The organism is Kitasatospora sp. NPDC058162 (assembly GCF_042884005.1).
Taxonomy (GTDB): Bacteria; Actinomycetota; Actinomycetes; order Streptomycetales; family Streptomycetaceae; genus Kitasatospora.
In genome coordinates, this window is the sequence record NZ_JBHVUS010000056.1 from 19,607 (window position 1) to 43,446 (window position 23,840).

18 protein-coding genes are annotated in these 23,840 nt (G+C 74.9%); 4 read left to right on the forward strand and 14 right to left on the reverse strand.

Going from position 1 to position 23,840, the window contains the following annotated elements:
• Positions 1 to 51: 51 nt before the first annotated feature.
• From mycP to ACFVXG_RS43995, 4 genes are all read right to left on the reverse strand, one after another.
• The gene (gene mycP / locus ACFVXG_RS43980; RefSeq protein ID WP_387936134.1) at positions 52 to 1,284 is read right to left on the reverse strand and encodes a type VII secretion-associated serine protease mycosin; all 1,233 of its coding nucleotides are present in this window, start codon (positions 1,282 to 1,284) and stop codon (positions 52 to 54) included.
• A 122-nt stretch (positions 1,285 to 1,406) separates the two neighbouring features.
• Positions 1,407 to 1,697, reverse strand: coding sequence for a WXG100 family type VII secretion target (locus ACFVXG_RS43985; RefSeq protein ID WP_387936135.1), 291 nt, complete (start codon positions 1,695 to 1,697; stop codon positions 1,407 to 1,409).
• Between the two features lie 99 nt (positions 1,698 to 1,796).
• Entirely contained in the window at positions 1,797 to 2,099 is a 303-nt protein-coding gene (locus ACFVXG_RS43990) for a WXG100 family type VII secretion target (RefSeq protein WP_387936136.1), read from the reverse strand.
• Positions 2,100 to 2,280: 181 nt separating this feature from the next.
• Positions 2,281 to 4,044 (reverse strand): type VII secretion protein EccB, encoded by a 1,764-nt coding sequence (locus ACFVXG_RS43995; protein ID WP_387936137.1) that lies wholly within the window; start codon positions 4,042 to 4,044, stop codon positions 2,281 to 2,283.
• 368 nt (positions 4,045 to 4,412) lie between these two features.
• Here ACFVXG_RS43995 and eccE point away from each other — a divergent pair, with 368 nt between their 5' ends.
• The 3 genes from eccE to ACFVXG_RS44010 all read left to right on the forward strand — a co-directional run bounded on the left by eccE (position 4,413) and on the right by ACFVXG_RS44010 (position 8,769).
• Complete coding sequence (gene eccE / locus ACFVXG_RS44000) at positions 4,413 to 5,672, forward strand: type VII secretion protein EccE (protein WP_387936138.1); 1,260 nt, start codon at positions 4,413 to 4,415, stop codon at positions 5,670 to 5,672.
• Positions 5,672 to 6,439, forward strand: a complete 768-nt coding sequence (locus ACFVXG_RS44005) for a hypothetical protein (RefSeq protein ID WP_387936139.1) — start codon at positions 5,672 to 5,674, stop codon at positions 6,437 to 6,439. The genes eccE and ACFVXG_RS44005 overlap by 1 nt, the downstream gene beginning before the upstream one ends.
• Positions 6,440 to 6,570: 131 nt before the next feature.
• Entirely contained in the window at positions 6,571 to 8,769 is a 2,199-nt protein-coding gene (locus ACFVXG_RS44010; RefSeq protein WP_387936140.1) for a MinD/ParA family protein, read from the forward strand.
• Between the two features lie 72 nt (positions 8,770 to 8,841).
• Here the strand turns inward: ACFVXG_RS44010 and ACFVXG_RS44015 are convergent, their stop codons facing one another.
• From ACFVXG_RS44015 to rimP, 10 genes are all read right to left on the reverse strand, one after another.
• Positions 8,842 to 9,783 carry a bifunctional riboflavin kinase/FAD synthetase gene (locus ACFVXG_RS44015; protein ID WP_387936141.1) on the reverse strand — a complete coding sequence of 314 codons (942 nt, stop codon included), beginning with the start codon at positions 9,781 to 9,783 and terminating at the stop codon, positions 8,842 to 8,844.
• A gap of 64 nt (positions 9,784 to 9,847) precedes the next feature.
• Positions 9,848 to 13,630 (reverse strand): serine protease, encoded by a 3,783-nt coding sequence (locus tag ACFVXG_RS44020; protein ID WP_387936142.1) that lies wholly within the window; start codon positions 13,628 to 13,630, stop codon positions 9,848 to 9,850.
• Positions 13,631 to 13,889: 259 nt separating this feature from the next.
• Positions 13,890 to 14,819, reverse strand: a complete 930-nt coding sequence (gene truB / locus ACFVXG_RS44025; RefSeq protein ID WP_387936143.1) for a tRNA pseudouridine(55) synthase TruB — start codon at positions 14,817 to 14,819, stop codon at positions 13,890 to 13,892.
• A gap of 46 nt (positions 14,820 to 14,865) precedes the next feature.
• The gene (locus tag ACFVXG_RS44030) at positions 14,866 to 15,969 is read right to left on the reverse strand and encodes a bifunctional oligoribonuclease/PAP phosphatase NrnA (protein WP_387936144.1); all 1,104 of its coding nucleotides are present in this window, start codon (positions 15,967 to 15,969) and stop codon (positions 14,866 to 14,868) included.
• A gap of 2 nt (positions 15,970 to 15,971) precedes the next feature.
• Positions 15,972 to 16,412, reverse strand: a complete 441-nt coding sequence (rbfA, locus tag ACFVXG_RS44035; RefSeq protein ID WP_387936145.1) for a 30S ribosome-binding factor RbfA — start codon at positions 16,410 to 16,412, stop codon at positions 15,972 to 15,974.
• Between the two features lie 150 nt (positions 16,413 to 16,562).
• On the reverse strand, positions 16,563 to 16,859 hold the full coding sequence (locus ACFVXG_RS44040; protein WP_030311386.1) for a DUF503 domain-containing protein: 297 nt from the start codon (positions 16,857 to 16,859) through the stop codon (positions 16,563 to 16,565).
• Positions 16,860 to 17,011: 152 nt separating this feature from the next.
• Positions 17,012 to 20,167 carry a translation initiation factor IF-2 gene (gene infB / locus ACFVXG_RS44045; RefSeq protein ID WP_387936146.1) on the reverse strand — a complete coding sequence of 1,052 codons (3,156 nt, stop codon included), beginning with the start codon at positions 20,165 to 20,167 and terminating at the stop codon, positions 17,012 to 17,014.
• A 230-nt stretch (positions 20,168 to 20,397) separates the two neighbouring features.
• On the reverse strand, positions 20,398 to 20,691 hold the full coding sequence (locus tag ACFVXG_RS44050; RefSeq protein ID WP_380614926.1) for a YlxR family protein: 294 nt from the start codon (positions 20,689 to 20,691) through the stop codon (positions 20,398 to 20,400).
• A gap of 76 nt (positions 20,692 to 20,767) precedes the next feature.
• A complete protein-coding gene (gene nusA / locus ACFVXG_RS44055) occupies positions 20,768 to 21,769 on the reverse strand; it encodes a transcription termination factor NusA (RefSeq protein WP_387936147.1) in 1,002 nt (333 codons plus the stop codon).
• 53 nt (positions 21,770 to 21,822) lie between these two features.
• A complete protein-coding gene (gene rimP, locus ACFVXG_RS44060; RefSeq protein ID WP_387936148.1) occupies positions 21,823 to 22,359 on the reverse strand; it encodes a ribosome maturation factor RimP in 537 nt (178 codons plus the stop codon).
• A 304-nt stretch (positions 22,360 to 22,663) separates the two neighbouring features.
• Between rimP and ACFVXG_RS44065 the strand changes: the two genes are divergently transcribed.
• Positions 22,664 to 23,617 carry a ferritin-like domain-containing protein gene (locus ACFVXG_RS44065; RefSeq protein ID WP_387936149.1) on the forward strand — a complete coding sequence of 318 codons (954 nt, stop codon included), beginning with the start codon at positions 22,664 to 22,666 and terminating at the stop codon, positions 23,615 to 23,617.
• The last annotated feature ends 223 nt before the right edge of the window (positions 23,618 to 23,840 follow it).

Consider the following 23,840-nt stretch of genomic DNA (forward strand, 5'->3'; position numbering starts at 1 on the left):
AAGGCCGCTCGGACGCCGCGCGGACGCCGCACGCGCACCCGGCCGATCGGGTCAGTCGGCGGACTTGCGGCGCTGGTCGCGCAGGACGACGCCGCCGCCGATCAGCAGGGCGACCAGCAGCGCGCCGACGCCGACCACGTAGGTGGCGGTACGGCCGTCGCGGTCCGCCTGGGTCTCACCGAGGCCGACCGGGGCCGGGACGATCGGGGCGGCAGCCAGCTGCACCGGGGCGTCCGGGGCGGGCTCGGACGGCGGGTTCTGCGGCGCCTTGGTGACGGCCTTGACCGGGTCCACCACACCCCAACCGATGAACCGGTTCGGGCCGGGCTCGGTGCGCTGGGCGGTCTGCTCGATCCAGGCCCGTACCTGGGCCGGCGTCCAGTCCGGGTGCGCGCCGACCAGCAGCGCGGCCAGCCCGGAGACGTACGGGGCGGCGAAGCTCGTGCCGTTGTCCACGCACTGGCCGCCGCCGGGCACCGTGGAGAGCATGTTGACGCCCGGCGCGGCGACCTTCACGAAGGAGCCGTACTGGGAGAACGGGGCGCGCTCGTTGTTGCGGTCGGAGGCGCCGACGGACAGCACCGTCGGGAAGGCGCCCGGGTAGGTGTCGCCCTCCAGGCCGTCGTTGCCGCTGGAGGCGACCACCACGACCTTCTTCTGCTCGGCGAAGTCGATCGCCGCCTTCAGCTCCTGGTAGCCGCCGAAGTGGGCGTCGCCCGCGCCGCGCACGTCCTGGGAGATGTTGATGACCCGGACGTTCTTGTTGACCGCTTCGTTGATGGCCTTCGCGAGGGTGGTGACGTCGCCGTTGCCCTCGCTGTCGTTCTGCCGGATCGCGAGGATCTTGGCGTCGGGGGCCAGTCCGACGAAGCCGGTCCGGTCGCTGCGGCTCGCGGCGATGATGCCGGCCACCTTGGTGCCGTGGCCGACCGTGTCGTTCTTGGAGGTGCCGTCGGCCATCTTGTTGTTCTGCTTGTCGAACAGCAGGCTGGTACCCGCGTCGACCTTGCCGGCCAGCTGCGGGTTGGTGTCGTCGACCCCGGTGTCGATGACGGCGACCGTCACGTTCGCACCGGTGGTCTTCCCGCCCTGCCAGAGCTCGTCGAGCAGTATCCGCTGCAGCGACCACGGCACGGTCGGCACGTCGGGCGCGGGCTTGGGGCAGTCACCGGCGGCGGCCAGCCCGGGCCCGCCGTCCGCGTGGGCGGGGGCGGCCAGCGGGCCGCCCAGCACCGTGAGCGCGGCCAGCGCCGCGGCCGTCCTGCGGAACCCGCGTCCGGACACCCTGCCACCCCTCATGTTCGCCACCCCGTGCCGCGCCGCGCGCCGAAGGGCGGGCGCCCGGCATCCGGGCACCCGCCCCTGTCGTCACCGCCGTTCCCGGTCCGGGAACGGCCGGTCGACTGCTACTGCCAGAGACCGGCGTTCTTCTTCTCGGTCGCGTTGTAGCTCTGCGCGGCGCTCTCCAGCGAACCGGAGATCTTGGCGCAGGTGTCCTTCAGGTTCTGCGCGGCGCCGTCCCACTTGGCCTGCTGGGCGTTGTAGCCCTGCTGGGCCTGGCCCTGCCACCCCTGGGAGATCTTGGTGACCTCCTTCTTGAGCTCGGACAGCATGTGCTCGATCTTGTTGGCCGAGTTCTGGACGTCCTGGGACGCCTGGTGCAGGGTCTGGAAATTGACGAGGATGTGGTCGGTCACAATGTCTCCCTTGACGAGGATGCGGAGCACCCGGCGCTCAGCCGCGGGCGCCCCGTCGAACGGACGGTCGGAACAGAGTGCTGATCAGCTCTTCGATGCTCAGGCCTGCGGGCCGAACAGCGCCTTCTGCTCCTCTTCCGCGCTCGCGTAGTGCTTGGTGGTCAGCTCGATGGCGTGCTTGATCGCGGTCAGCGATTCCTTCAGCTGCTTGACGTCATCGTTGACCTGCGTCTGCAGGGACTTGTAGGCGTCCGCCGCCTGTCCCTTCCAGCCGCTGGTGATGTTGTCGACCGTCGTCTGGAGAGCGCTGCGCTCCGCCTCGATCTGGCCGATCGCCGTCTCGATCTTCCCGGCGAAGTCCATCATCTCCTGCGCGGTCACCGTGAACTGGCCGTCACTCATGCTCCACCATCCCCCATGAGACAAACATTGTGTGTACGGAGGGCCCCGGGCCCCGCCGCCGCCATCACCCGTGTGATGTCCAGCAGCACTGTAGTCGGCACACGCAACTCGCCCAACATCGAGTCTCGAGTAGTTACCAGACCATGACACTGGGGCCAATTCCGTTGCGCGGCTTGGCCGATCAGGCGTTCTGCGGCTGCGCGGCGCTCTTCGCGGTCAACGGCGGGCCGGCCGGGACCAGGTTCGACCACTCCCTGGGCACCGGCAGCGGCTGGACGTTCTGGTAGCCCAACCGCGCCTGGTTGCCGCCGGGTTGCTCGTCCGGGTTCGGGGTCGGCTGGCCGCCCGCACCGGGGTTCGGGGCGCCCGGCGCCGGGGTCGCCGTCTTGGCCGCACCGCTCGCCGTCGGCGACGGGGTGGGGCCGCGGCCGCCGTCGCTGTTCGCCGGGACGGAGTAGCGCAGGCCGGTCTCGGTGATCAGGAAGTCGGTGCCGGAGGCGTCGGCCGCGGCGGGGTTGCCACCGGCAGCGGCAGCCGCGGCGGCCGCAGCGGCCGCGTTGGCGTTGGCGCCGGCCGCGGCGCCGGGGCCACCGGCCGCGTTGTCCACGGCCCGGTAGAACAGGCCGTGGCCGGGCGTCACGAACGCCGCGCCCGCGCCGTTGTTGTACGCCGCCGGGTAGGACGTCCCCGCCCAGACGCTGCGCTTGGGCGTGCGGCCGTCCTCGGCCATGCCGTCGAAGGTGCTGCACACCACCTGGCGGGGGTCCTGGCGCTCCGTCCAGTTGTTCACCGGCGCACCGGACTTCAGCGGCCAGTCGTCCGGGGTCTTCGGCAGCCGCACGTCGGTGTTGAACCTGGACTGGTCGTCCGGGGTCATGTCGTCGCTGCGCGGCCGCTTGTCCTGGTCGTACTTGTAGAGCACCTGGTAGGCCGGGTTCTGCCGGATCAGGTCCGCCTGGAACGGGGTGATCAGGAAGAGGCTGTCCTTGCCGACCACGTAGTTGCGGTCCTGGTAGTGCACCAGTCGGCCGATCCGGCGGTCCGCCGCGTTGCCCAGGTTCACCGAGGAGTTGGCGCCCTGGCTGTCGGTCATGTCCTTGACGTCGGGGAAGACGATCGGGGTGGCGGCCACCAGGGTGTCCAGCCACTCCCGCTTCACCCGCTGCGGCACCGCGTTGGGCCCGAAGACCGCGGTGACCAGCGCCTTGCGCTCCTTGTCGTCCGCCTGCGGCCCGATCGGGTGCTTGCGACCCTGCGCGTCGACCAGGAACAACGCCGCGGCGCCCGCGCCCGCCTGGCCCGACCCCGAGGCGGTCGAGACCTGCTGGTCGTCGGCCTGCTGCACCAGCATCAGCTGGTCCGGGCCGAGCATCCGGTCCTTGGCGGACAGCGCCGCCGCGTCCGCCCCGGCCGCCACGAACACCGCCTGGTTGACCGTCTCCTGCTTGTCGTCCGAGCCCGGACGGTCGCAGACCGCCCACTTCATCGGCTGACTGGCGTTGTCCTTGCCCGGCAACTTGTCCGGGGCGTACGGGATCCCGATCGTCGGGCCGTGGTTGGGGTAGCGGTCCAGCACCCCGTCGTCCACCACCACGACCTTGGCGTCGACCGGCAGCACCAGCCGCGCCGAGGACATGTTGAGCACCTGGTGCAGCCGCTTGGTCTTGCCGTCCGGGTCGGTCAGCACCACGTAGCGGGTGGTCGACTGCTTGCCCTGGATGATGTTCTTGCCGCTGTCCCACTGCAGCGGGGCGGCCGGCTTGAACACCCCCCAGAGCCCGAACCCGGCCACCACCACCGCGCCGACCAGCACGCTCGGCAGCACCGCCTTCACCGGCCGCGGCGCGTCCTCGTCGCTGCCGCCGCCGGAGGGCAGCAGGAACGCCCCCACCGTGCGTTTGCGGGCGAAGGTGTACGCGTTCAGCTCGTCCCGGCGCGATGCCATCCTCGTCGTCCCCCTCTGTCAGACGTGTGCCGGCGCCGTGCCGGCGGCGGCCGGCCTCCCGTCGGCCCGGCCCGCCCCGTGGTCCGCACCCGCCGGGCGGGACCCGGCCCGAACCCTCTACGATGCGGCAGCAGACGGTGAGTACGGTACGGGTACGGTCCGCGAACCAGCCAGCCGGGCCGCGACAACGGATCAGAGAGGGCCATCGGGGGATGCCAAGCCAGACCGCTCCAGAACGCCGCGCCGACCCGGGCGGCGGAAGGTCGCACCGGTCCGGACGGTCCCGCCGCGCCGGTGCGCCCGCCGGAACCGCGGCCAGGACCGCGGCCGGCCGGCCGCCGACGGGCGGCGACGGCGGACCCGTCCAGGTGCGCGTCAACCCGCGGCCCGGGCTGCTCGGCGGCCGGTTGAAGCTCCAGCAGCTCGTCCTGGTCGAGGTCGCGGCCGCCCTGGTCGCGGTGGGCTGGACGATCAGCCGCCCGGTCGCGGCCGGCTTCGGCGCGGTCTCGCTGGTCCTGCTGGTGCTCGCGGTCGTGCCGCTGCGCGGCCGCACCATCCCGGAGCTGCTGCGGGTCCGCTCCGCCCTCAAGTCCCGCCGCAAGCAGGCGAAGTCGCTGCTGCCGCCGCCCGGCACCGACCCGGCCCTGGCGCCCGCGCTGGAACTCGAACCGGCGCTGCGCACCTGCACCCACGCCACCGAGGCCGACTTCGGCGGCCGCCCCGTCCGCCGGGAGACCGGCATGGTCGGCGACGGCACCTTCCTCAGCTCGGTGCTGCTCGTCCAGGCCAAGGACCAGCCGCTGCGCCCGGTGCGCACCGCGCTGCCGCTGCCGCTGGACGTGATCTGCTCGGCGCTCAGCGTCGACGACATCGCCCTGGAGTCGGTGCAGCTGGTCCAGCACACCCAGCCCGCCCCGGCCCAGCACGTGCCCGAGCAGTCGCTGGCCGCCCGCGGCTACCGCGAACTGCCCGACGGCACCGCCACCCCCGGCCTGCGGCTGACCTGGATCGCCCTCAAGCTCGACCCGGAGCGCGCGGCCACCGCCGTCCGGGCCCGCGGCGGCGGCGAGGAGGGCGCCCGCAAGGCCCTGCAGCGGGTGACCGACCAGCTGGCCGGACGCCTCAACAGCGCCGGGTTCAACGCCACCGTGCTGGACGAGCGCGAGCTGATCGCCGCCCTCGCCATCGCCACCTGCGCCAACCCGATCGCGGTGGCCGGGCGCCAGGGCACCGGCAGCGGCGGCGGCACCACCCGCCGCACCCAGGAGGGCAACCGCTTCTGGCGGATCGACGACCGCTTCCACAGCACCTACTGGATCTCCCGCTGGCCGCAGCTGACCCGCCCCGGCGGCGGCGCCGGCCGGATCGGCGCCCCGGACCTGGTCAACCTGATCACCGGCACCCCCGCGCTGGCCAGCACCTTCAGCCTCACCGCCGGACACGGCTCCGGCGGCTCGGTGACCGTCAGCGGCCACCTGCGGGTGACCGGGCGCAGCGAGGACGAGGTCGGCGACATCGGCCGCCAGGCGGAGGCACGGGCGCAGAGCGCCGGCCTGGGCCTGGTCCGGCTCGACCTCGAGCAGGCCCCCGGCATGCTCGCCACCCTGCCGCTGGGAGGAGCGTCCTGATGGCGTACCAGACCTACCCCGCCCCCGGCCCGACGCCCGGCACCGAGCAGCGCCGGCCGCGGCCGCGGATCCTGCCCGGCTTCGGGCTGCGCGGGCCGCGCCGGGAGAAGCACGTGCTGGAGGCCGCCGACCTGGCGGCGCTGGCCTTCCCGGTCGGCGACGACGGCGTGGTGATCGGCGTCGACCCGCAGGGCCTGCCCGCCGTGCTCGGCCTGTTCCGCCCCAGCGCGTACGACCTGGTGCTGGTCGGCGGCGTGTGGACGGCGCAGGTCATCGCGCTGCGGGCGGCCGCGATCGGCGCCCGGGTCGCGGTGGAGACCGCCCGCGCCCAGCTCTGGGGCCCGATGGCGCAGGCCGCCGGCGGCGGTCAGCCGTGCGTGACGGTCCACCAGGTCGGACGGCTCGGCCCGCAGGGCGCCTCGGTGGCCTCGCCCGTCCTGGTGGTGCGCGACCTCGGCGCCCGCCCGCCGCGCACCCGGCTCTCCGCCGCGCCCTGGCAGACCACCCTGACCCTGCTGCCCTACCTCGGCCCGAACGCCTCCCGGGTGCTCAACGCGGCCGACCTGGTCGGCGTGCAGCGGATCATGCCCCAGGAGGCGGAGCTGGTCGGCCGGGTGCTGTCGCTGCCACCGGAGGACGTGGCCGCGCTGCCCACCCTCGGCGACGACCTCACCCTGTGGGCCACCCGGATGCGCCGCCAGTACGTGCGGGCGGTGGCCGGCCAGGCCGAACAGCAGGTGCTCGGCGGCCCGCGCCGAATGGACTGAGGGGCGCGTCCGGGCCGGTCGATGCCGGTCCGGAACCGAAGCCGCCTTCAACCGGGGCAGCCGAACGGCCTAGTCTTTGTTGCGGCAACGGCACCGCTGAAGCAAGCGGCGGCGAACACGAGGGAGCCCTAGTGAGCAGCGATCGGGACGGCGTCTACGTCGGCGACAACGCGGCGGAGGACGACGACGACTGGTCCGACGCGCCCGATTACACTCCCCCGTCCTGGTACGTGCAGTCGGGTCCGGCGGCGGCGCCCGCCGCTCCGGCCCCGGGGACCGGCGACCAGGCGAGCGGGGCTGCGGCGGCCGAACCGGCCGTGCCCAGCCCGGCTCCGGTGCCGACTCCGGTGCCGGCGGCCGACCAGGCACCCGCTGCGGCACCGCCTCATGTCCCGGCTCCCGCCCCGGTCGCGACCCCGGTCCCGACCCCGGCCCCGGCGGCCGAGCCGGTGCCCGCGCCCGCCCCGGTGCCGCCGGTCGCGCCCGTGCAGGCCGAGGCGCAGCACGTCCCGTTCCCGGTGGCGGCCCCGCCCGTGACGCCGGAGCAGCCGCAGCCGCAGCCGCCCGTCGGCGCCCAGCCCTGGCCGCCGGCGGCGGAGGCACCGGCCCAGCCGAACGCGCCGCAGCCGTACCCGGCGCCTGCCCCGCAGCCCGTCCAGCCCGCGCAGCCGCAGCCGGTGGCGCCGCAGCAGTTCGCGCAGCAGCCGGCTGCCCCGACGGCTCCGCAGGCCCCGCTCGACCCGCAGGCCGGCTGGGATCCGCAGGCCGGTTGGGACCCGCAGGCCGCCTGGGCCGCCCAGCAGTCGGCCGCCGCCCAGCCGCAGCCCGTGCAGGCCCAGCCCGCGCCGCCCGTCCAGCCGCAGCCGGTCCAGCCGCAGCCCCAGGCCGTCCAGCCGCAGCCCGCTCCGGTGGACCCGCGCCAGGGCGGCTGGCCGCAGCCCGGCGCCTACCAGCAGCCGACCGCCGCCCAGCCCCAGCCGGCCCAGCCGTACCCCGGCCAGCCCGGCCAGCCCGGCCAGCCGCAGCAGCCCGCCCCCGCGCAGCCCTGGCCGCCGCAGGGCGCCGCCACGCCGCCGCCCGCCGCGTTCCAGCAGTCCGCCGCCCCGCAGCAGACCGCCCACGGCGCGCCGCTCGGCTACACCGCCGCCGTCGAGCTGTCCTCGGACCGGCTGCTGCGCAGCCAGCCCAAGCAGCAGCGCCAGCAGCCGCGGTTCCAGTTCGGCGGCAAGGCCGCGGCGGCCGAGAAGGCCCGCAAGCTGGAGGTCATCCGCACCCCGGTGCTGAGCTGCTACCGGATCGCCGTGATCAGCCTCAAGGGCGGCGTCGGCAAGACCACGACCACCACCGCGCTCGGCGCGACCCTGGCCAGCGAGCGTCAGGACAAGGTGATCGCGATCGACGCCAACCCGGACGCCGGCACCCTGGGCCGCCGGGTCAAGCGCCAGACCGGCGCGACCATCCGCGACCTGGTGACGGCGATCCCGCACCTGCGCAGCTACATGGACATCCGTCAGTTCACCTCGCAGGACCTCAACTCGGGCCTGGAGATCCTGGCGAACGACGTCGACCCGGCCGTGTCGACGACCTTCAACGACTCGGACTACCGCCAGGTCATCGAGGTGCTGGGCCGCCAGTACCCGATCATCCTGACCGACTCCGGCACCGGCCTGCTGTACAGCGCGATGCGCGGAGTGCTGGACCTCGCCGACCAGCTGATCATCGTCTCCACCCCGAGCGTGGACGGCGCCTCCAGCGCCTCGACCACGCTGGACTGGCTCTCCGCGCACGGCTACGCGGACCTGGTGCAGCGCAGCATCACGGTGGTCTCCGGGGTGCGCGAGACCAGCAAGATGATCAAGGTCGAGGACATCGTCGCGCACTTCCAGACCCGCTGCCGCGGCGTCATCGTGGTGCCCTTCGACGAGAGCCTGGCCGCCGGGGCCGAGGTCAACCTCGACATGATGCGGCCCAAGGTCCGCGAGGCGTACTTCGAGCTGGCCACCCTGGTCGGCGAGGACATCGCCCGGGCCCAGCAGGCGGCCGCCCAGCAGGCCGGCTGGCAGCAGCAGGCGCAGCAGGGCTACCCGCAGCAGGGCCAGCCGCAGCCGTACGTCGAGCCCCAGCAGCCCGGCTACCCCGGCCAGGCCGCCCAGCCCGGGCAGCCCGCCCCCGGGGCGCCGTGGGCGCCGCAGCCCGGCCAGGCCCCGCCGCCCCCGCCCGGGTACGGCTACCCGCAGCAGCCCGCCCCGGGCGCGCCCTGGCCGCAGCAGCCCGGCGCCCCGCAGCCGGGCCCCGGCTACGGCTACCCGCCGCAGGCGCCCCCGCAGTGACGACGGAAGGGCCCGCCGACTCGAAGGAGTCGGCGGGCCCTTCCCCGTGCCACGGCCCCGGTCAGCCCCCGGTCAGCCCTCGGTCAGTTCCCGGGCGCGCTTGACGTCGTCGGCCATCCGGTCCAGCAGCGCCTCGATGGAGTCGAACTTCTCCATCCCGCGCAGGTAGGCCAGGAAGTCCACGGCCACGTGCAGCCCGTACAGGTCCAGGCCGACCCGGTCGATGGCGTACGCCTCGACGGTGCGGGCGGTGCCGTCGAAGGTCGGGTTGGTGCCGACCGAGATCGCCGCCGGCATCCGCTCGCCCTGGGCGGTCAGCCAGCCCGCGTACACCCCGTCGGCCGGGACGGCGCTGTGCGGCACGGTCTCCACGTTGGCGGTCGGGTAGCCGAGCTCGCGGCCGCGCTGCGCGCCGCGCACCACCACGCCCTCGACCCGGTGCGGGCGGCCGAGCACCTCGCCCGCGCCGGCCATGTCCCCGGTCTCGACCAGGCGGCGGGTCAGGCTGGAGGAGAACGGCTCGCCGTCCCCGGCGGTGCCGCACACCTGGAGGTCCACCACCTCGACCTGGAAGTCGTCCGCCCCGCCCAGTTCGGTGAGCAGCGCGACGTTGCCCGCGGCCTTGTGCCCGAAGCGGAAGTTGGGGCCCTCGATGACGACCCGGGCGTGCAGGGCGTTCACCAGCACCTGCTGGACGAAGGTCTCCGGGGACTCCTGGGAGAACTCGGTGGTGAACGGCAGCACCAGCACCGCGTCCACGCCGAGTTCGGCGATCAGCTCGGCACGGCGCGGGTGCGGCGCGAGCAGCGGCGGGTGACTGCCGGGGCGGATCACCTCGCGCGGGTGCGGGTCGAAGGTCACCACGACCGAGGGGAGGCCGAGTTCACGGGCCCGCTCGACGGCCCGTCCGATGATCAGCTGATGCCCGCGGTGCACCCCGTCGAACGAGCCGATGGTGACGACGCTGCGTCCCCAGTCACCGGGGATCTCCTCCAGGCCACGCCAGCGCTGCACCCGACTGCTCCTTGTTCCGTACGGTGCGTGCCCTCGGCACGCTCAAACGCTCACAACCGAACCCCTATAGCGTGCCATGCGCCTGCCCCGGCTCAGGCACCGGAATGGGGGTTGGGCGCACCGGCGCACGGACGGCCCGCACGGGTGCCGTCCGCTCGGCCTCGGCGGCGGCGTACTGGGCGTCCCGGCCGGCCGCCACCAGGGCCCGCATCCGGGCCAGTCGGGGCCCGTGCGGGGCGGTCGGCGCGGCGTCGCGCGGCCACCGGGCGAGCAGCCGGGCGAAGGCCGCCGAGCGCCCGGCGCAGCGCACCAGCAGCTCGTCCGCGCCCGCCAGCCCCGGGACGGCCCGGGCCAGCACGGCGCGCGCCCGGGCGGGGTTCTCGGCCGCGCAGTGCTCGGCGAGGCGCTCCACGGCCGCGGTGAGCACCGTCCGGTCGGTCTCGGTGGCGAGCAGGGTGTCCAGCAGCTCGCAGCGCAGCGCGTCCGCCGCCGGGTCGGCCACCGGGACGGACAGCACCTCGGCGAAGGGCCTGCGGACCGCCGCGGCACCGGCGGCCAGGGCGCCGCCGAGCAGCACCCGCAGCTCCAGCCGGGCGGCCGGCCCGTCGATCGCGGCGTGCCGCAGCCGGCGGCCGAGGTAGTCGACGGCGACCGGCCCGGCCAGCTCCGGGTGCCGGCGCAGCAGCCGGGCGGCCAGGTCGGCGCCGCGCCGGGCGGCCACCGGGGCCCGGGCGTCGGCGAGCACCCGCAGGGTCTCGGCGGGGGCCGCGTCGGGCAGCGCGAGGGCGTCGGCGAGCGCGGCCAGTACGGGCTCCGGGTCGCTCTCCAGGGCCGGGGCGAGGGCGCGCGGGGTGAGGAAGGCGTCACCGCCGGCGCGGTGCAGGGCGAGCGCGGCCTCCAGGTGCCCGGGCCTGGTCACCGGATCGCCGACCAGCAGGGCCAGCGCGGCGCCGTGCAGGGCCGGTTCGTCCTCGCGGGCGAGCAGGGTCAGCGCGGTGAAGCGCAGCAGTTCGGCCCCGGCACCGGCCGCGTACGGGGCGGTCCGCAGCGCGTGCACGGCGGCCGCGACGTGCCGTTCGGGCCGCCGGTCGTGGCTCCAGCGGTCCACCGCGCGGCAGAGCGCGGAGGGCTCCTCGGCGGCGAGCACGGTGAGCAGCGCGTCCGCCCGCGGGTGCGCGGCGTCGGCCAGCGCGTCGGCCAACTCGTCCAGGGCAGACCACCGGTGGGCGTACAGCAGGTCATGGGCGAGATCCGCAATCCCCACGCCCGGGCGGCCCGGCAGGCCGGCCGGGTCGTCGAACCAGGCGCAGAGCAGCGGGAACACCGCGACCGGGTCGGCGCGCAGCCGCTCGGCCGCCATGCCGAGGAAGTCCTGCCCCGGGCCGTCGGCGGCCACCAGGCGGCGCAGCAGGGCGAGTTCGGCCTCGACGGGCAGGCCGAGGCCGGTCCAGAACGCCGGGCCGAAGCGGTTCAGCCCGTCGAGCGCCGCCCAACCGCCCGTGGTGGCCGCACGTTCGGCCATCCGGCGGGCCAACTGCTCGAGCAGCGACCGGTGTTCTGCGGGGTCGGGGCTGGCGGCGAGTCCGGCGGTGAGCAACCGGGCGGCCCACCAGGCGGGTTCGCTGCCGGGCGGGCGCAGGTCCAGCGCGCGCCAGATCCGGTGCAGCCACAGGTCCAGGGCGGGCGCGCCCCAGGTCTCGGCGACCCGGCGCAGCGCGGCGGCGACCGGGCCGATCCGGTGCCGGGGGACGCCCGGGGCGGGCCCCTCCGGCCCGGGCGGGGTGTCCTCGGCCTCGCCGAGCAGCATCCGCAGCGCCGCGTCCAGGTCCAGGTGCCGGCCCTGCAGCCAGTCGGCGAACTCCCCGTGGGCGAAGCGGAAGCCGGGCCCGGCGGGGACGAACAGCCCCTCCGCGAGCACCGCCGTGGCCCAGCCGCCGTCGACCGGGAACAGCTCCTCGAAGGCCTCCCGGCCCAGCGCGCCCGGCTCCTCGCCGAGCATCCGCCGGGCCGCCTCGTGCACCCGCCCGGCCACCGCCGCCGCGAGCCGGCGCACCCGGCCCCGGCGCGGTCCGGCGGGCCGGGCGGCGCCCCGGCGGTGGGCGCCCGGGCGGCGCGGCCGGACGTCCTCGGCCAGCCGCTGGGCCACCCGCAGGCAGAGCAGGTCCAGGTGGGCGCCGAACAGCTCGCCGCGCCCCGCCGGCCCGTCGTGCAGGCCCTGCGCCCACAGCTCCCCGGCCAGCCGGACGGCCAGCGGGTGCCGGGCGTCCTCGGCGGCGGCCGGGCGGCCCGGCGGCAGCCCGTAGCGGCGGCGCACCCGCTCGGCCGCCTCGGCGGGCAGCGGGCCCAGCCGGTGCCCGGCCAGGGTCGGGGCGCCGGGACCACCGCCGTCCATCCGGACGGTGGGGGCGCTGGCCAGGTCGCCGTCCGGGCCCGGTTCGGCCGGCCGGGGGGCGCCGCCGGCGCCGCTCCCCCAGGGCTCGGCGGCCAGCCGTTCCCAGACCTCCTCGCCGCAGGCGGTCAGCAGCCGCGCCCCGCAGCCGGTCAGCCACTGCCCGGCGCCGCGCAGCCGGCGCGGGTCCAGCTCGGCCTGGGCCTCCTCGGGGCCGTCCAGGACGATCAGCAGCGGGCGCCCGGCCGCCGCGCACAGCGCCGCCACCGGCTCCGCCGCGGGCGCCGGGGTGCCGAGCTCGGCCGCGGCGGCGGCCAGCGCCCGTTCGACCGGTTCGGCGAGCGAGCGGTCCTCGGCGCGCAGGTCGGCGCCGCGCAGCCAGAGCGTGGGCAGCGGCCGGGCGCCGTCGGAGCGGCGGACGGCCAGCGCGGCCAGTTCGGTGGTGCGGCCGCTGCCGGGGGCGCCGACCAGGGCGGTGACGGTCGCCTCCGGCTCGTCCCCGGCCAGGCCGTCCGGCCGGTCCACCCGGTCGGCGGCCAGCCCGGCCACCCGGCCCGGCCCGGCCCCGGCGGCGGCCAGCTGGGCGGCGGTCAGCCGCAGCACCCCGGCCAGGTTCAGCGCCGGGCCGTACCCGGGCACCGTCGCCGCGTTGCGGGCCAGCAGTTCGGCCAGCGCCGGCGCGACCACCGCCCCGCCCAAGGGGTGTGTCCCCGGACTCCCGTCTGTGGGGCGACGCCGGGGCACGCACCTCGCCGCGTTGTCGTCAGTCGCCAATGCTCCGCAGTGGCTCCCTCCTCCGCCTTGCGATGCACGCACCCCAACGCCGCCCCACGCGCCCTCCGGGCGAACGACGGGAGTCCGGGGACACACCCCGACCGGCACCGCCCACAGCGCCCCGCCGCACTGCGCCTCGCCGTACTGCGGTCCGCCGTACCCCGGCCCGCGCAGGGCGGGCGCGGTCAGCGCCACCACGGCGCCGCTGCGGGCATCCAGCACCGGCGAGCCGGCCGGCACCACGACCCCGGCCACCACCGGCACGTCCAGCACCGGCACCCCGGCCAGCAGGTGCCCGCCGTAGGCCGCGCCGCTGACGCCCAGCAGCCCGCAGCGCAGCACGACCGCCCGGCCGTCCTCGCCGGTCAGGGCGGGCAGCAGCACCTCGTGCCCGGCGCCCACCGCGGCCACCGGCAGCGGCGGCACCGGGAGCCCGCCGACCGCGTCGGTGCGCAGCAGGGCGAGCCCGTGCTCGGGCAGCGGCAGTACGGCGTCCGGGCCCAGCACCCGGGTCTGTCCGCCGGGGGTGTGCAGCACCAGCCGGTCCAGGCCGGCCACGGCCTCGTGCGCGGTGAGCACCCAGCCCTGCGGGTCGGCGGCGAACCCTAAGCCGTGCAGCCGCCCGTTGAGGTCGCGGATCCGCAGCAGGTACCGCCCCGGATCACCCTCCGCAAACCCCGGCATGACCGCCCCCTCGCCCGTCGAGCGGGCCCGTCGCCGCTCGCCGCCGGGAGCCTGCCCGCCGGAGCGGCGCCCCGACCGCGCCTGCGCCGTTCACCACGGCGTTTCACCTCGTGCGCCCCCCGCACGGGTGATTGCACCGGTTCGGGTGAACGCCCCGGCCGGGGGACACCCGGGGGCCGCCAGGAGGACGGGAAGAGCAACACGGAACCCCCGCCGGGAGGGCTCCCGACGGGGGTTCCGGTACGACGGAGGGCTTGACTCAGCCGACGAACACCGCGACCGGCTTCGCCTGGCCGCCCTTCTCCTCGACCAGCGCGAGGAAGCGCCCGTCCGGCCCGAACACCGCGATCGGCCCGTCCACGCCCAGCCCGGGCGCCTTCAGCCGGGAGCCGTGCGACAGCTTCTCCGCGGAGTCCTCGTCCAGGTCCCAGCGCGGGAAGGCGGCGGCCGCGGCCGCCCCGATCGGCAGCACGTCCAGCCCGGTGGCGGCGTCGCCCGTCACCGACTCCTCGAGCTGCTCCAGGGTGCGCGCCGACTCCACCCCGTACGGTCCGACCTTGGTGCGCCGCAGCGCCGTCAGGTGCCCGCCGACGCCCAGCCCGGCGCCCAGGTCGCGGGCCAGCGCCCGGATGTAGGTGCCGGAGGAGCACTCCACGGTCACGTCCAGGTCGATCACCGGCGTGCCGTCCTCGGCGACCGCCGCGCGCTGCCCGTGCACGGTGAAGGAGTGGATCGTGGTGGGCCGGGCCGCGAGCTCGAAGTCCTCGCCCTCGCGCACCCGCGCGTACGACCGCTTGCCGTCGATCTTGATCGCGCTGACCTTGGACGGCACCTGCATGATCTCGCCGGTGAGCGCCGCGATCCCGGCGTCGATCGCCTCCCGGGTGACGCCGTCCGCCGCGGCCGAGGCGGTGACCTCGCCCTCGCGGTCGTCGGTGACGGTGGTCTGGCCGAGCCGGATGGTCGCCTCGTAGGTCTTGGCGGTCAGCATCAGGTGGCCGAGCAGCCGGGTGGCCCGCTCGACCCCGATCACCAGGACGCCGGTGGCCATCGGGTCCAGCGTGCCCGCGTGCCCGACCTTCCTGGTTCCGGCCAGCCACCGCAGCTTGGCGACGACCCCGTGGGAGGTGATGCCCTCGGGCTTGTCGACGATCACCAGGCCGTCCGGGCCGGTGCCTTTGCGCTTCATCGGGTTCTTTCTCTGGAACGTGCGGGAGTTGCTCAACTCGGGATGGTCAGTGATGGGGCCGCAGGGCGCCCCGGAACCGCTCCACCACCGCGGCGACGTCCTCCCGGGCGCTGAACCCGGCCGCGAACACGTGTCCGCCGCCGCCCAGTTCGGCGCAGGCGGCGGCGACGTCCACCGCGCCCTTGGAGCGGGAGGAGCCGCGCAGCGTGCCGTCCGGATCCTGCTTGAGCACCAGGGCCACCTCGGCCTCGGCCGGCCGGCGCAGGATGTCGATCAGCCCCTCGATCTCCTCGACGGTGACGCTGAACAGCGCCAGGTCCTGGTACGGCACCCAGGTCCACACCAGGCCCAGCCCGTCGGCCGCCTCCGGCTCGTAGACGGCCCGGTCCAGGGCGGCCGCGAGCACCTTGAGGTAGCCGAAGGAGGAGGTGTCCCAGAGCTGCCGGGAGATCAGGTCGTGCCGGATGCCGGTGGCCAGCAGCCGCCCGGCGAGTTCGTGGGTGGCGGGCGTGGTGGCCCGGTACTTGAAGGAGCCGGTGTCGGTGGCGACCCCGGTGTACAGGCAGGTGGCCAGGGACTGGTCGAGCTCGACGCCGAGCCGGCGCAGCAGCTCGTCCACCAGGACGGCGGTGGCCGGCGCGGTCGGGTCGATCAGCTGGTGGGTGCCGAAGCCCGGGTTGGAGGCGTGGTGGTCGAACACCACCAGGACGGGCGCGGCGAAGGCCTTGTCGTGCAGCAGCCCCAGCCGGCTCTGCGCGGCGACGTCGAAGCAGAGCACCAGCTCGGGGACGTCGGGCACCTCGGAGGCCGGCACGATCAGCTCCTGGCCGGGCAGGAAAGCCAGCGACTCGGGCACGACCTGCGGGTCGTCGCCGAAGGAGACCCGCACCTGCTTGCCGAGCGCGCGCAGCGCCAGCGCCGCCGCCAGCGAGGAGCCCAGCGCGTCGCCGTCCGGGCAGATGTGGCAGATCAGGTCGATCGAGCGGGCCCGCCCGATCTCCGCCACCACCTGCTGCCAGAGCAGCTCGAAGCCACTCTCCTCGGCGCGCGGGCCGGGGAGCGCCGCGAGGGCACCCTCCACCGTGCTGGTGGAGGACGCCCCCGTGGTCGATCCGGCTCGCGAGGCGGCCTGCGCCGGCTCACCCGCCATGACTACTCGTCCTCGTCGTCACGCTCGGACGCCGGGACCTTGTACGGGTCCGCGTCGCCGGCGTAGGTCGCGCCCGCGGCGGTGGTGCGCACCGCCGCGTCGATGGCCTTGGCCCGGTCGAGCAGGTCGTCGATGTTCCGGGCGTTCTCCGGCAGCGCGTCCGCGACGAAGGTCAGCGTCGGGGTGAAGCGCACCCCGATCTTGCCGACCTCGGAGCGGATCACGCCCTTGGCGCTCTCCAGCGCGGCCGCGGTGGCCTCGCGGTCGGTGTCGTCACCGAAGACGGTGTAGAAGACGGTGGCCTCGCGCAGGTCGCCGGTCACCCGGGTGTCGGTGATGGTCACGAACCCCAGTCGCGGGTCCTTGATCCGCCGCTCCAGGGTCTGGGCGACGACCACCTGGATGCGGTCGGCGAGCTTGCGCGCCCTAGCGGTGTCGGTCACGTTGCCTCCTCGTGCAATGGGCCCGGTACCCGGGAGAGCTGCACCCGTCGGGCCCACGCCCCAAAGTACCGGCCCGCGCCCGGCCTTGCGGGCGCTCTCGGTCCTGATCTGTGTGAGAACGGCGACTTCCGCCGACGGGCTCCACAGTTCTCATTCGTCGTCGTCGTTGTGGTAGCGCCTCCTCGCGGAGAGGAGCTGCACCTCGGGGCGGCCGGCGACCAACCGCTCACAGCTGTCCAGGACCTCGGTGACGTACCCGGCTTCGCCGGCGACCACCGCGAGGCCGATCTCGGCCCGGCGGTGCAGGTCCTGGTTCCCGGTCTCGGCAGCGCACACGCTGTACTTGCGCTGCAGTTCGGCCACGATCGGCCGCACGATCGAACGCTTCTCCTTGAGCGAGTGGACGTCGCCCAGCAGCAGGTCGAAGGTGAGTGTTCCCACGAACATGTATGACAGGTCTCGCCGACCTGGAAGGCCTCGGGATGCCGGCGCGGAACCGCGCTGACGCTGAAAGATCTCAACTACCCCGGACCCTACACAGCGAGACCGGGGCCGGTCGACGGAAATACCACCCGTCGACCGGCCCCGGTTGACACCGACTAGGCGCGCGGCTTCTCGCGCATCTCGTAGGTCTCGATGATGTCCTCGACCTTGATGTCGTTGAACGACCCCAGGGTGACACCGGCCTCGAAGCCCTCGCGGACCTCGGTCGCGTCGTCCTTGAAGCGGCGCAGACCCTCGATGGTGAGGCTCTCCGCCACGACCTTGCCGTCGCGCAGCAGGCGGGCCTTGGCGTTGCGGCGGATGATGCCGTCGCGGACCAGGACACCGGCGATGTTGCCGAACTTGGAGGAGCGGAAGACCTCGCGGATCTCCGCGGCGCCGAGGCGCACCTCCTCGTACTCCGGCTTGAGCATGCCCTTGAGGGCGTTCTCGATCTCCTCGATCGCCTGGTAGATGACCGAGTAGTACCGGACGTCCACGCCTTCCTTGTCGGCCGCAGCGCGCGCACGGCCTTCGGCGCGCACGTTGAAGCCGATGATGATGGCGTCCGAGCCCATCGCCAGGTCGACGTCGGACTCGGTGATCGCACCGACGCCGCGGTGCAGCACCCGGAGCTCGACCTCCTCGCCCACGTCCAGCTTGACGAGGGCGTCCTCGAGGGCCTCGACCGAACCGGAGACGTCACCCTTGATGATGAGGTTGAGCTGCTCGATGGAGCCGGCGGCGATGGCCTTGTCCAGGTCCTCCAGGGACACCCGGACCCGACGCTGCGCGAAGGCGGCGTTGCGGTCGCGGGCCGAGCGCTTCTCGGCGATCTGGCGGGCGGTGCGGTCCTCGTCGACGACGATGAAGCTGTCGCCGGCGCGGGGCACCGAGGTCAGACCGAGCAGCAGCACCGGGCGGGACGGGCCGGCCTCGGCGAGGCTGTTGCCGTTCTCGTCCAGCATGGCGCGGACGCGGCCGTAGGCGTCGCCCACGACGATCGAGTCACCGACGCGGAGGGTACCGCGCTGGACCAGGACGGTCGCCATGGCGCCGCGGCCCTTGTCCAGGTGGGCTTCGATCGCAATACCCTGCGCGTCCTGGTGCGGGTTGGCACGCAGGTCGAGCGAGGCGTCCGCGGTCAGGACCACGGCCTCCAGCAGCTGGTCGATGTTCAGACCCTGGCGCGCGGAGATGTCGACGAACATGGTGTCGCCGCCGTACTCCTCGGCCACCAGGCCGAACTCGGTCAGCTGGCCGCGGACCTTGGTCGGGTCGGCGCCCTCGACGTCGATCTTGTTGACCGCGACCACGATCGGCACACCGGCGGCCTTGGCGTGGTTCAACGCCTCGACCGTCTGCGGCATGACACCGTCGTTGGCCGCGACCACCAGGATCGCGATGTCGGTGGACTTGGCACCACGGGCACGCATGGCGGAGAACGCCTCGTGACCCGGGGTGTCGAGGAAGGTGATCGGGCGCTCTTCGCCGTTCACCATCGTCGCCACCTGGTAGGCACCGATGTGCTGGGTGATGCCACCGGCCTCGCCGGCCACCACGTTGGACTTGCGGATCGCGTCCAGCAGGCGGGTCTTACCGTGGTCGACGTGACCCATGACGGTGACGACCGGCGGGCGCGGGGCCAGCTGGTCCTCGTCGCCCTCGTTGGCACCGAAGTCGATGTCGAACGACTCCAGCAGCTCGCGGTCCTCGTCGTCCCGGCTGACGATCTCCAGCTGGAAGCCCATCTCGTCCGCCAGCAGCTGCAGCGTGGCGTCGGAGACCGACTGGGTCGCGGTGACCATCTCACCGAGGTTGAACATGACGGAGACGAGCGCGGCCGGGTTGGCGTTGATCTTCTCCGCGAAGTCCATCAGCGAGGCGCCGCTCGACAGGCGAACGGTCTGGCCGTTGCCGCGAGGGAGCATCACACCGCCGACGGACGGGGCCTGCATGGCCTCGTACTCCTGGCGCTTCGCCCGCTTCGACTTGCGACCGCGAGCCGGGCGACCGCCCGGGCCACGACCGAAGGCACCCTGCGTGCCACCACGGGCACCCGGGCCACCGGGACGACCGCCGAAGCCGCCGGGACGGGGGCCGAAGCCGCCGCCACCACCGGGGGCGCCGCCACCCGGACGCGGACCGCCGAAGCCGCCGCCACCGGCCGGACGCGAGCCCGGACCGGCCGGACGACCCTGGAAGCCCGGACGGGCGCCACCGGCACCACCCGGACCACCCGGACGGCCACCGGGGCCACCGGGGCCACGGCCGCCGGGGCCCGGACGCGGGCCCGGAGCCGGACGCTGCGGCATCATGCCCGGGTTCGGACGCGGCATGCCGGACGGGGACGGGGCGCCGGGGCGCGGACCGGCCGGACGCGGCATGCCGTCGGGGCGCGGAGCACCACCGGGACGCGGCGCACCGGCACCCGGGGCACCGGCGGGACGCGGACGGTCGCCACCGGGACGCGGGGCGCCACGGTCAGCGCCGGGAGCACCGGCGGGACGCGGACGGTCGCCGCCCGGACGCGGGGCGCCACGGTCGGCACCGGGAGCACCGGCGGGACGCGGACGGTCGCCACCGGGACGCGGACGGTCGCCGCCCTGCGCACCCGGAGCACCCGGACGGGCACCCGGCGCGCCCGGACGGCGGTCGCCGGGGCGGGCCATGCCGGTCGCACTGCCCGAGGTGAACGGGTTGTTGCCCGGACGCGGGCCGGCCGGACGCGGGCCCGGACGGGCGCCGCCGGAGGCCTGGCCGCTCGGCCGCGGGGCCTGGGAGGCCGGACGCGGGGCGTCGGCACCGGCCGGAGCCGGCGAGGAGAACTCGGCCGCGGGCGCGGCCGGGGCCGCCGGAGCGGCGGGACGCGCGGCCGGGCGCGGGCCCGGAGTCGGCGCACCCGGACGCGAGGCGGCGGGGGCGGCCGGAGCCGCGGGGGCGGCCGGGGCGGCGGGAGCCGCGGCGGCCGGGGTGGGACGGGGACCAGGGGTCGCGGCAGGCCGCGGACCCGGGGTCGGGGCACCCGGCTTGGGTGCACCCGCGGCGCCTGCCGCGGGCTGGGGCGCCGCGGGCTTCCGCGGGCCAGGCTTGGCAGCGCCACCACCGGTGGGGGCCACGCCAAGCGCGTCAGTCAGCTTGCGCACGACCGGCGCCTCGATCGTCGAGGACGCCGAACGGACGAACTCGCCGAGCTCGGTGAGCTTGGCCATGACGGCCTTGCTCTCCAAGCCAAGCTCCTTGGCGAGTTCATAAACCCGGACCTTAGCCACTTCACTCCTGTCTATGAGTCCGGGGGTCTCGTCCGCCGGACTGTCGCTACTTCATGGGCGTACCCATCGCGTACTCATCGCGTACTCATCGAGTGCTCATCGCAATCTCGACCTACTTCCACATCGCGAGGTACCTGACTGGTGGCACGGCGCGCGGCTGCCCGAGCGCTGTGCTTGTTGCGGTAGTTCTCCGCCGCGATGAGCGGCGGCGGTCACGGGAGGCGGCCCGCCTAGGAGGCTCCGCCCGCCCGCTCCTCGATGAACCCGCGGAGCCGCTCCGTGTCGAGCGTCCCCTGGAGCCGGAAGGCCCGGGGGAACGCCCGGCGGCGGACCGCGAGGTCGAGGCAGGCCGGATCGGGGTGCAGGTGAGCGCCCCGGCCCGGCAGTGCGCCACGGGGATCAGGGACGCAGACGCCCTCGACCGCCGTGACACGCAACAGCTGGTGCTTGGCCGCTCGCTTGCGGCAGCCCACGCAGGTGCGTTCCGGGCGTGCTCGGACATGCGTCCGGCCAGACGAAGGCAAGTCTACCCCTCCGAAGGGACATGGCGCCGCCCCGAAGATCCCGGAGGACCGACGGGGACGACAGGAACAACAGTCACTACCGGGCTTCTGATTCCTCGGCCGGGTCCTCGGTGTCCGGGCGGATGTCGATCCGCCAGCCCGTCAGACGCGCGGCCAGGCGGGCGTTCTGCCCCTCCTTGCCGATCGCCAGGGACAGCTGGTAGTCCGGCACGATCACCCGGGCGGAACGCTGGGCGAGGTCCACGATCTCCACACTGGTCACCCGCGCGGGGGACAGCGCGGCCGCGACCATCTCGCGCGGGTCCTCGGACCAGTCGACGATGTCGATCTTCTCGCCGTGCAGCTCGCCCATCACGGCGCGCACCCGGGAGCCCATCGGACCGATGCAGGCGCCCTTGGCGTTCAGCCCCGCCCGGCGCGACCAGACCGCGATCTTGGTGCGGTGACCGGCCTCACGGGCGATCGCGGCGATCTCCACGCTGCCGTCGGCGATCTCCGGGACCTCCAGCGCGAACAGCTTCTTCACCAGGCTGGGGTGGGTGCGCGACAGCGTCACCGACGGCCCGCGGACACCGCGGCGCACGGCGACGACGTAGCACTTCAGCCGGGTGCCGTGCCGGTAGTCCTCGCCCGGGACCTGCTCCTGCGGCGGCAGGATGGCCTCCAGCTTGCCGATGTCGACCAGCACGTTCTTCGGGTCGTTGCCCTGCTGGACGACACCGGTGACGATGTCGCCCTCCTTGCCCGCGTACTCGCCGAAGGTCTGGTCGTCGGCGGCGTCGCGCAGGCGCTGCATCATCACCTGGATGCCGATGCTGGACGCGATCCGGCCGAAGCCGTTCGGGGTGTCGTCGAACTCCTTCGGCTCGACGCCCTCGTCCAGCTCCGCCGGGTCCTCGGTGGCCCACACGGTGACGTGGCCGCTCTTGCGGTCCAGGTGCACCCGGGCGCGGCGGCGCGAGCCCTCAGTGCGGTGGTACGCGGTGAGGAGGGCGGACTCGATGGACTCGACCAGCAGGTCGAAAGGGATGTTCTTCTCGTTGACCAGCGTGCGCAGGGCACTCATGTCGATGTCCACGGCTACGCCTCCTCGTCTTTCGTCACGTTCATGATGGTCGTACGGCGGCCGGCTCACTCGGCGCCGTCGTCCCCCTCGTCGAAGTCGGCGGCCTCGTCCAGGAGCTCGTCGTCCTTGCGGTTGAACTCGACCTGGACCCGGGCCCGAGCGACCTCGACGTACTCCAGGCGGCGCTCCTTCGGACGGCCGCGCCCCTTCACCGGCTGCACCTCGACCAGCGCGCCGTCCTCGTCCGCCTCCAGCACCCGGGCGACCAGCTCCCCGCCGTCGACCAGGTGCACCTTGGCGAGCCGGCCCTCCGCGCGCTGCCAGTGCCGGGGCAGCACCAGCGGACGCTCCGCACCCGGCGAACCGACCTCCAGCAGGTAGGGCTCGTCCCCCATGACGTCCGAGGCGTCCAGGGCCTCGCCGACCACCCGGCTGAACTCGGCGATCGCGTCCATGTCCACGCCGCCGTCGGTGTCGACGTCGATCTGCACCTGCCGGCGGTTGCCCGCCTTGGTGACCTTGACGTCCTCCAGGTCCAGTCCGGCCTGCTCGGCCAGCGGCTCCAGCAACGCGCGCAGCCGGTCGGTGTGGGTGGTGCTCATCCGGGTGGACTCCTCGGCCGCGTCTGCTGTTGTCAGAGGTCGCCCCGCGCCCTCAGCGCCCCGGGGGGCGCGCACCGGGTCGCGGCAGCTCGGCCCAAAGCCTAGCCGGTGAAGCCGCGAACCACCGATTCCGGACCTCCCCCGACCGGTCGCACGCCACCCACTGCGAGCAAGCTCACACAACCCACCGCACCGCACCGAAACCCCCGACACCCCCCGCAATCGTGGGGGTTCTGCGAAGATTCAGGCTGACGAGGGCAGGCAGGGGAGGCCACCCTCCCGTACCCGCTCCGGAGTGACCCCGATGCAGCCGCCCAGCCGACGGACCTTCCTGGCCCTCGGACTGATCACCCTGACCGCCGCCTGCACCAGCTCCACCGACGGGGGCGTACTCCCCGGCAACAAACCCCCCGGCCCGGACTCCGACCACCCCGTCCGGCTGCGCGCCGTCGCCGCCACCGACACCCTGCTGTCGGCCTACGACACCCTGCTCGCCACCCCCGGCGCCCAGACCGCCCTGCTGCAACCCCTGCGCGCGGAGACCGCCCAACACCGCGCCGCCCTCGCCTACGGCGTCCCGACCCCCAGCGCCACCCCGACCCCCACTCCCACCCCCGCCCCCACCACCGCCACCTCACTGGCCGCACTGGAGCGCCGGACCGCCCAGACCCGGCTGGCCGACCTCGGCGCCGCCCGGCCACCACTCGCCCGCCTGCTCGCCTCCGTGGCCGCCGCCAACGCCGTACACGCCGCCGCCCTCGGCGCCGACCAGCCGGACCAACCCACCACCGCCCCCACCCCCGGCCCCACCGCCTCCCCCGCCCCGGTCCCGGCCCTGCAGAAGGCCCTCGGCGCCGAACACGCCGCCGTCTACGGCTACGGCGTCGTCGGCGCCCACCTCCCCGACGACCAACAACGCGCCGACGCCCGCACCGCCTACGCCGCCCACCAGTCCCAGCGCGACGCCTGGCAGCGCCTCATCACCAGCCTCGGCGCCACCCCCAACCCAGCCGCCGGCGGCTACCGGCTCCCCTTCACCGTCACCGACACCGCCGGCGCCACCCGCCTCGCCGCCCAACTGGAGACCAGCCTCACCACGGTCTACGCCGACCTCGTCGCCGACCTCCCCGCCCAGCACCGCCCCGCCGCAGCAACGGCCCTACGCGACAGCGCCCTGCGCGCCCACCGCTGGGGCGCCCCCGACACCGCCTTCCCAGGCATCCCCGAACCCCTCCCCACCCCCACCACCCCGAACTGACCCACCCACCCCCACCACCCCCCTCCCCCCAACCCGCACCAACCCACCCACCCCAACCACCCACCCACCCCTCCCCCGCCCAAGGCGAGAGGGACGCGCTGCGGGAGGGGGCGGTGGAGGGGGTGGGCGCGGAGAGGGGCGTGACGGGTGATTTTCAGACCGCCAACGGTCTCAGCACCCCACCCACAGGGTCGGCGGTCGGAAAATCATCCAGCCCCCGGAG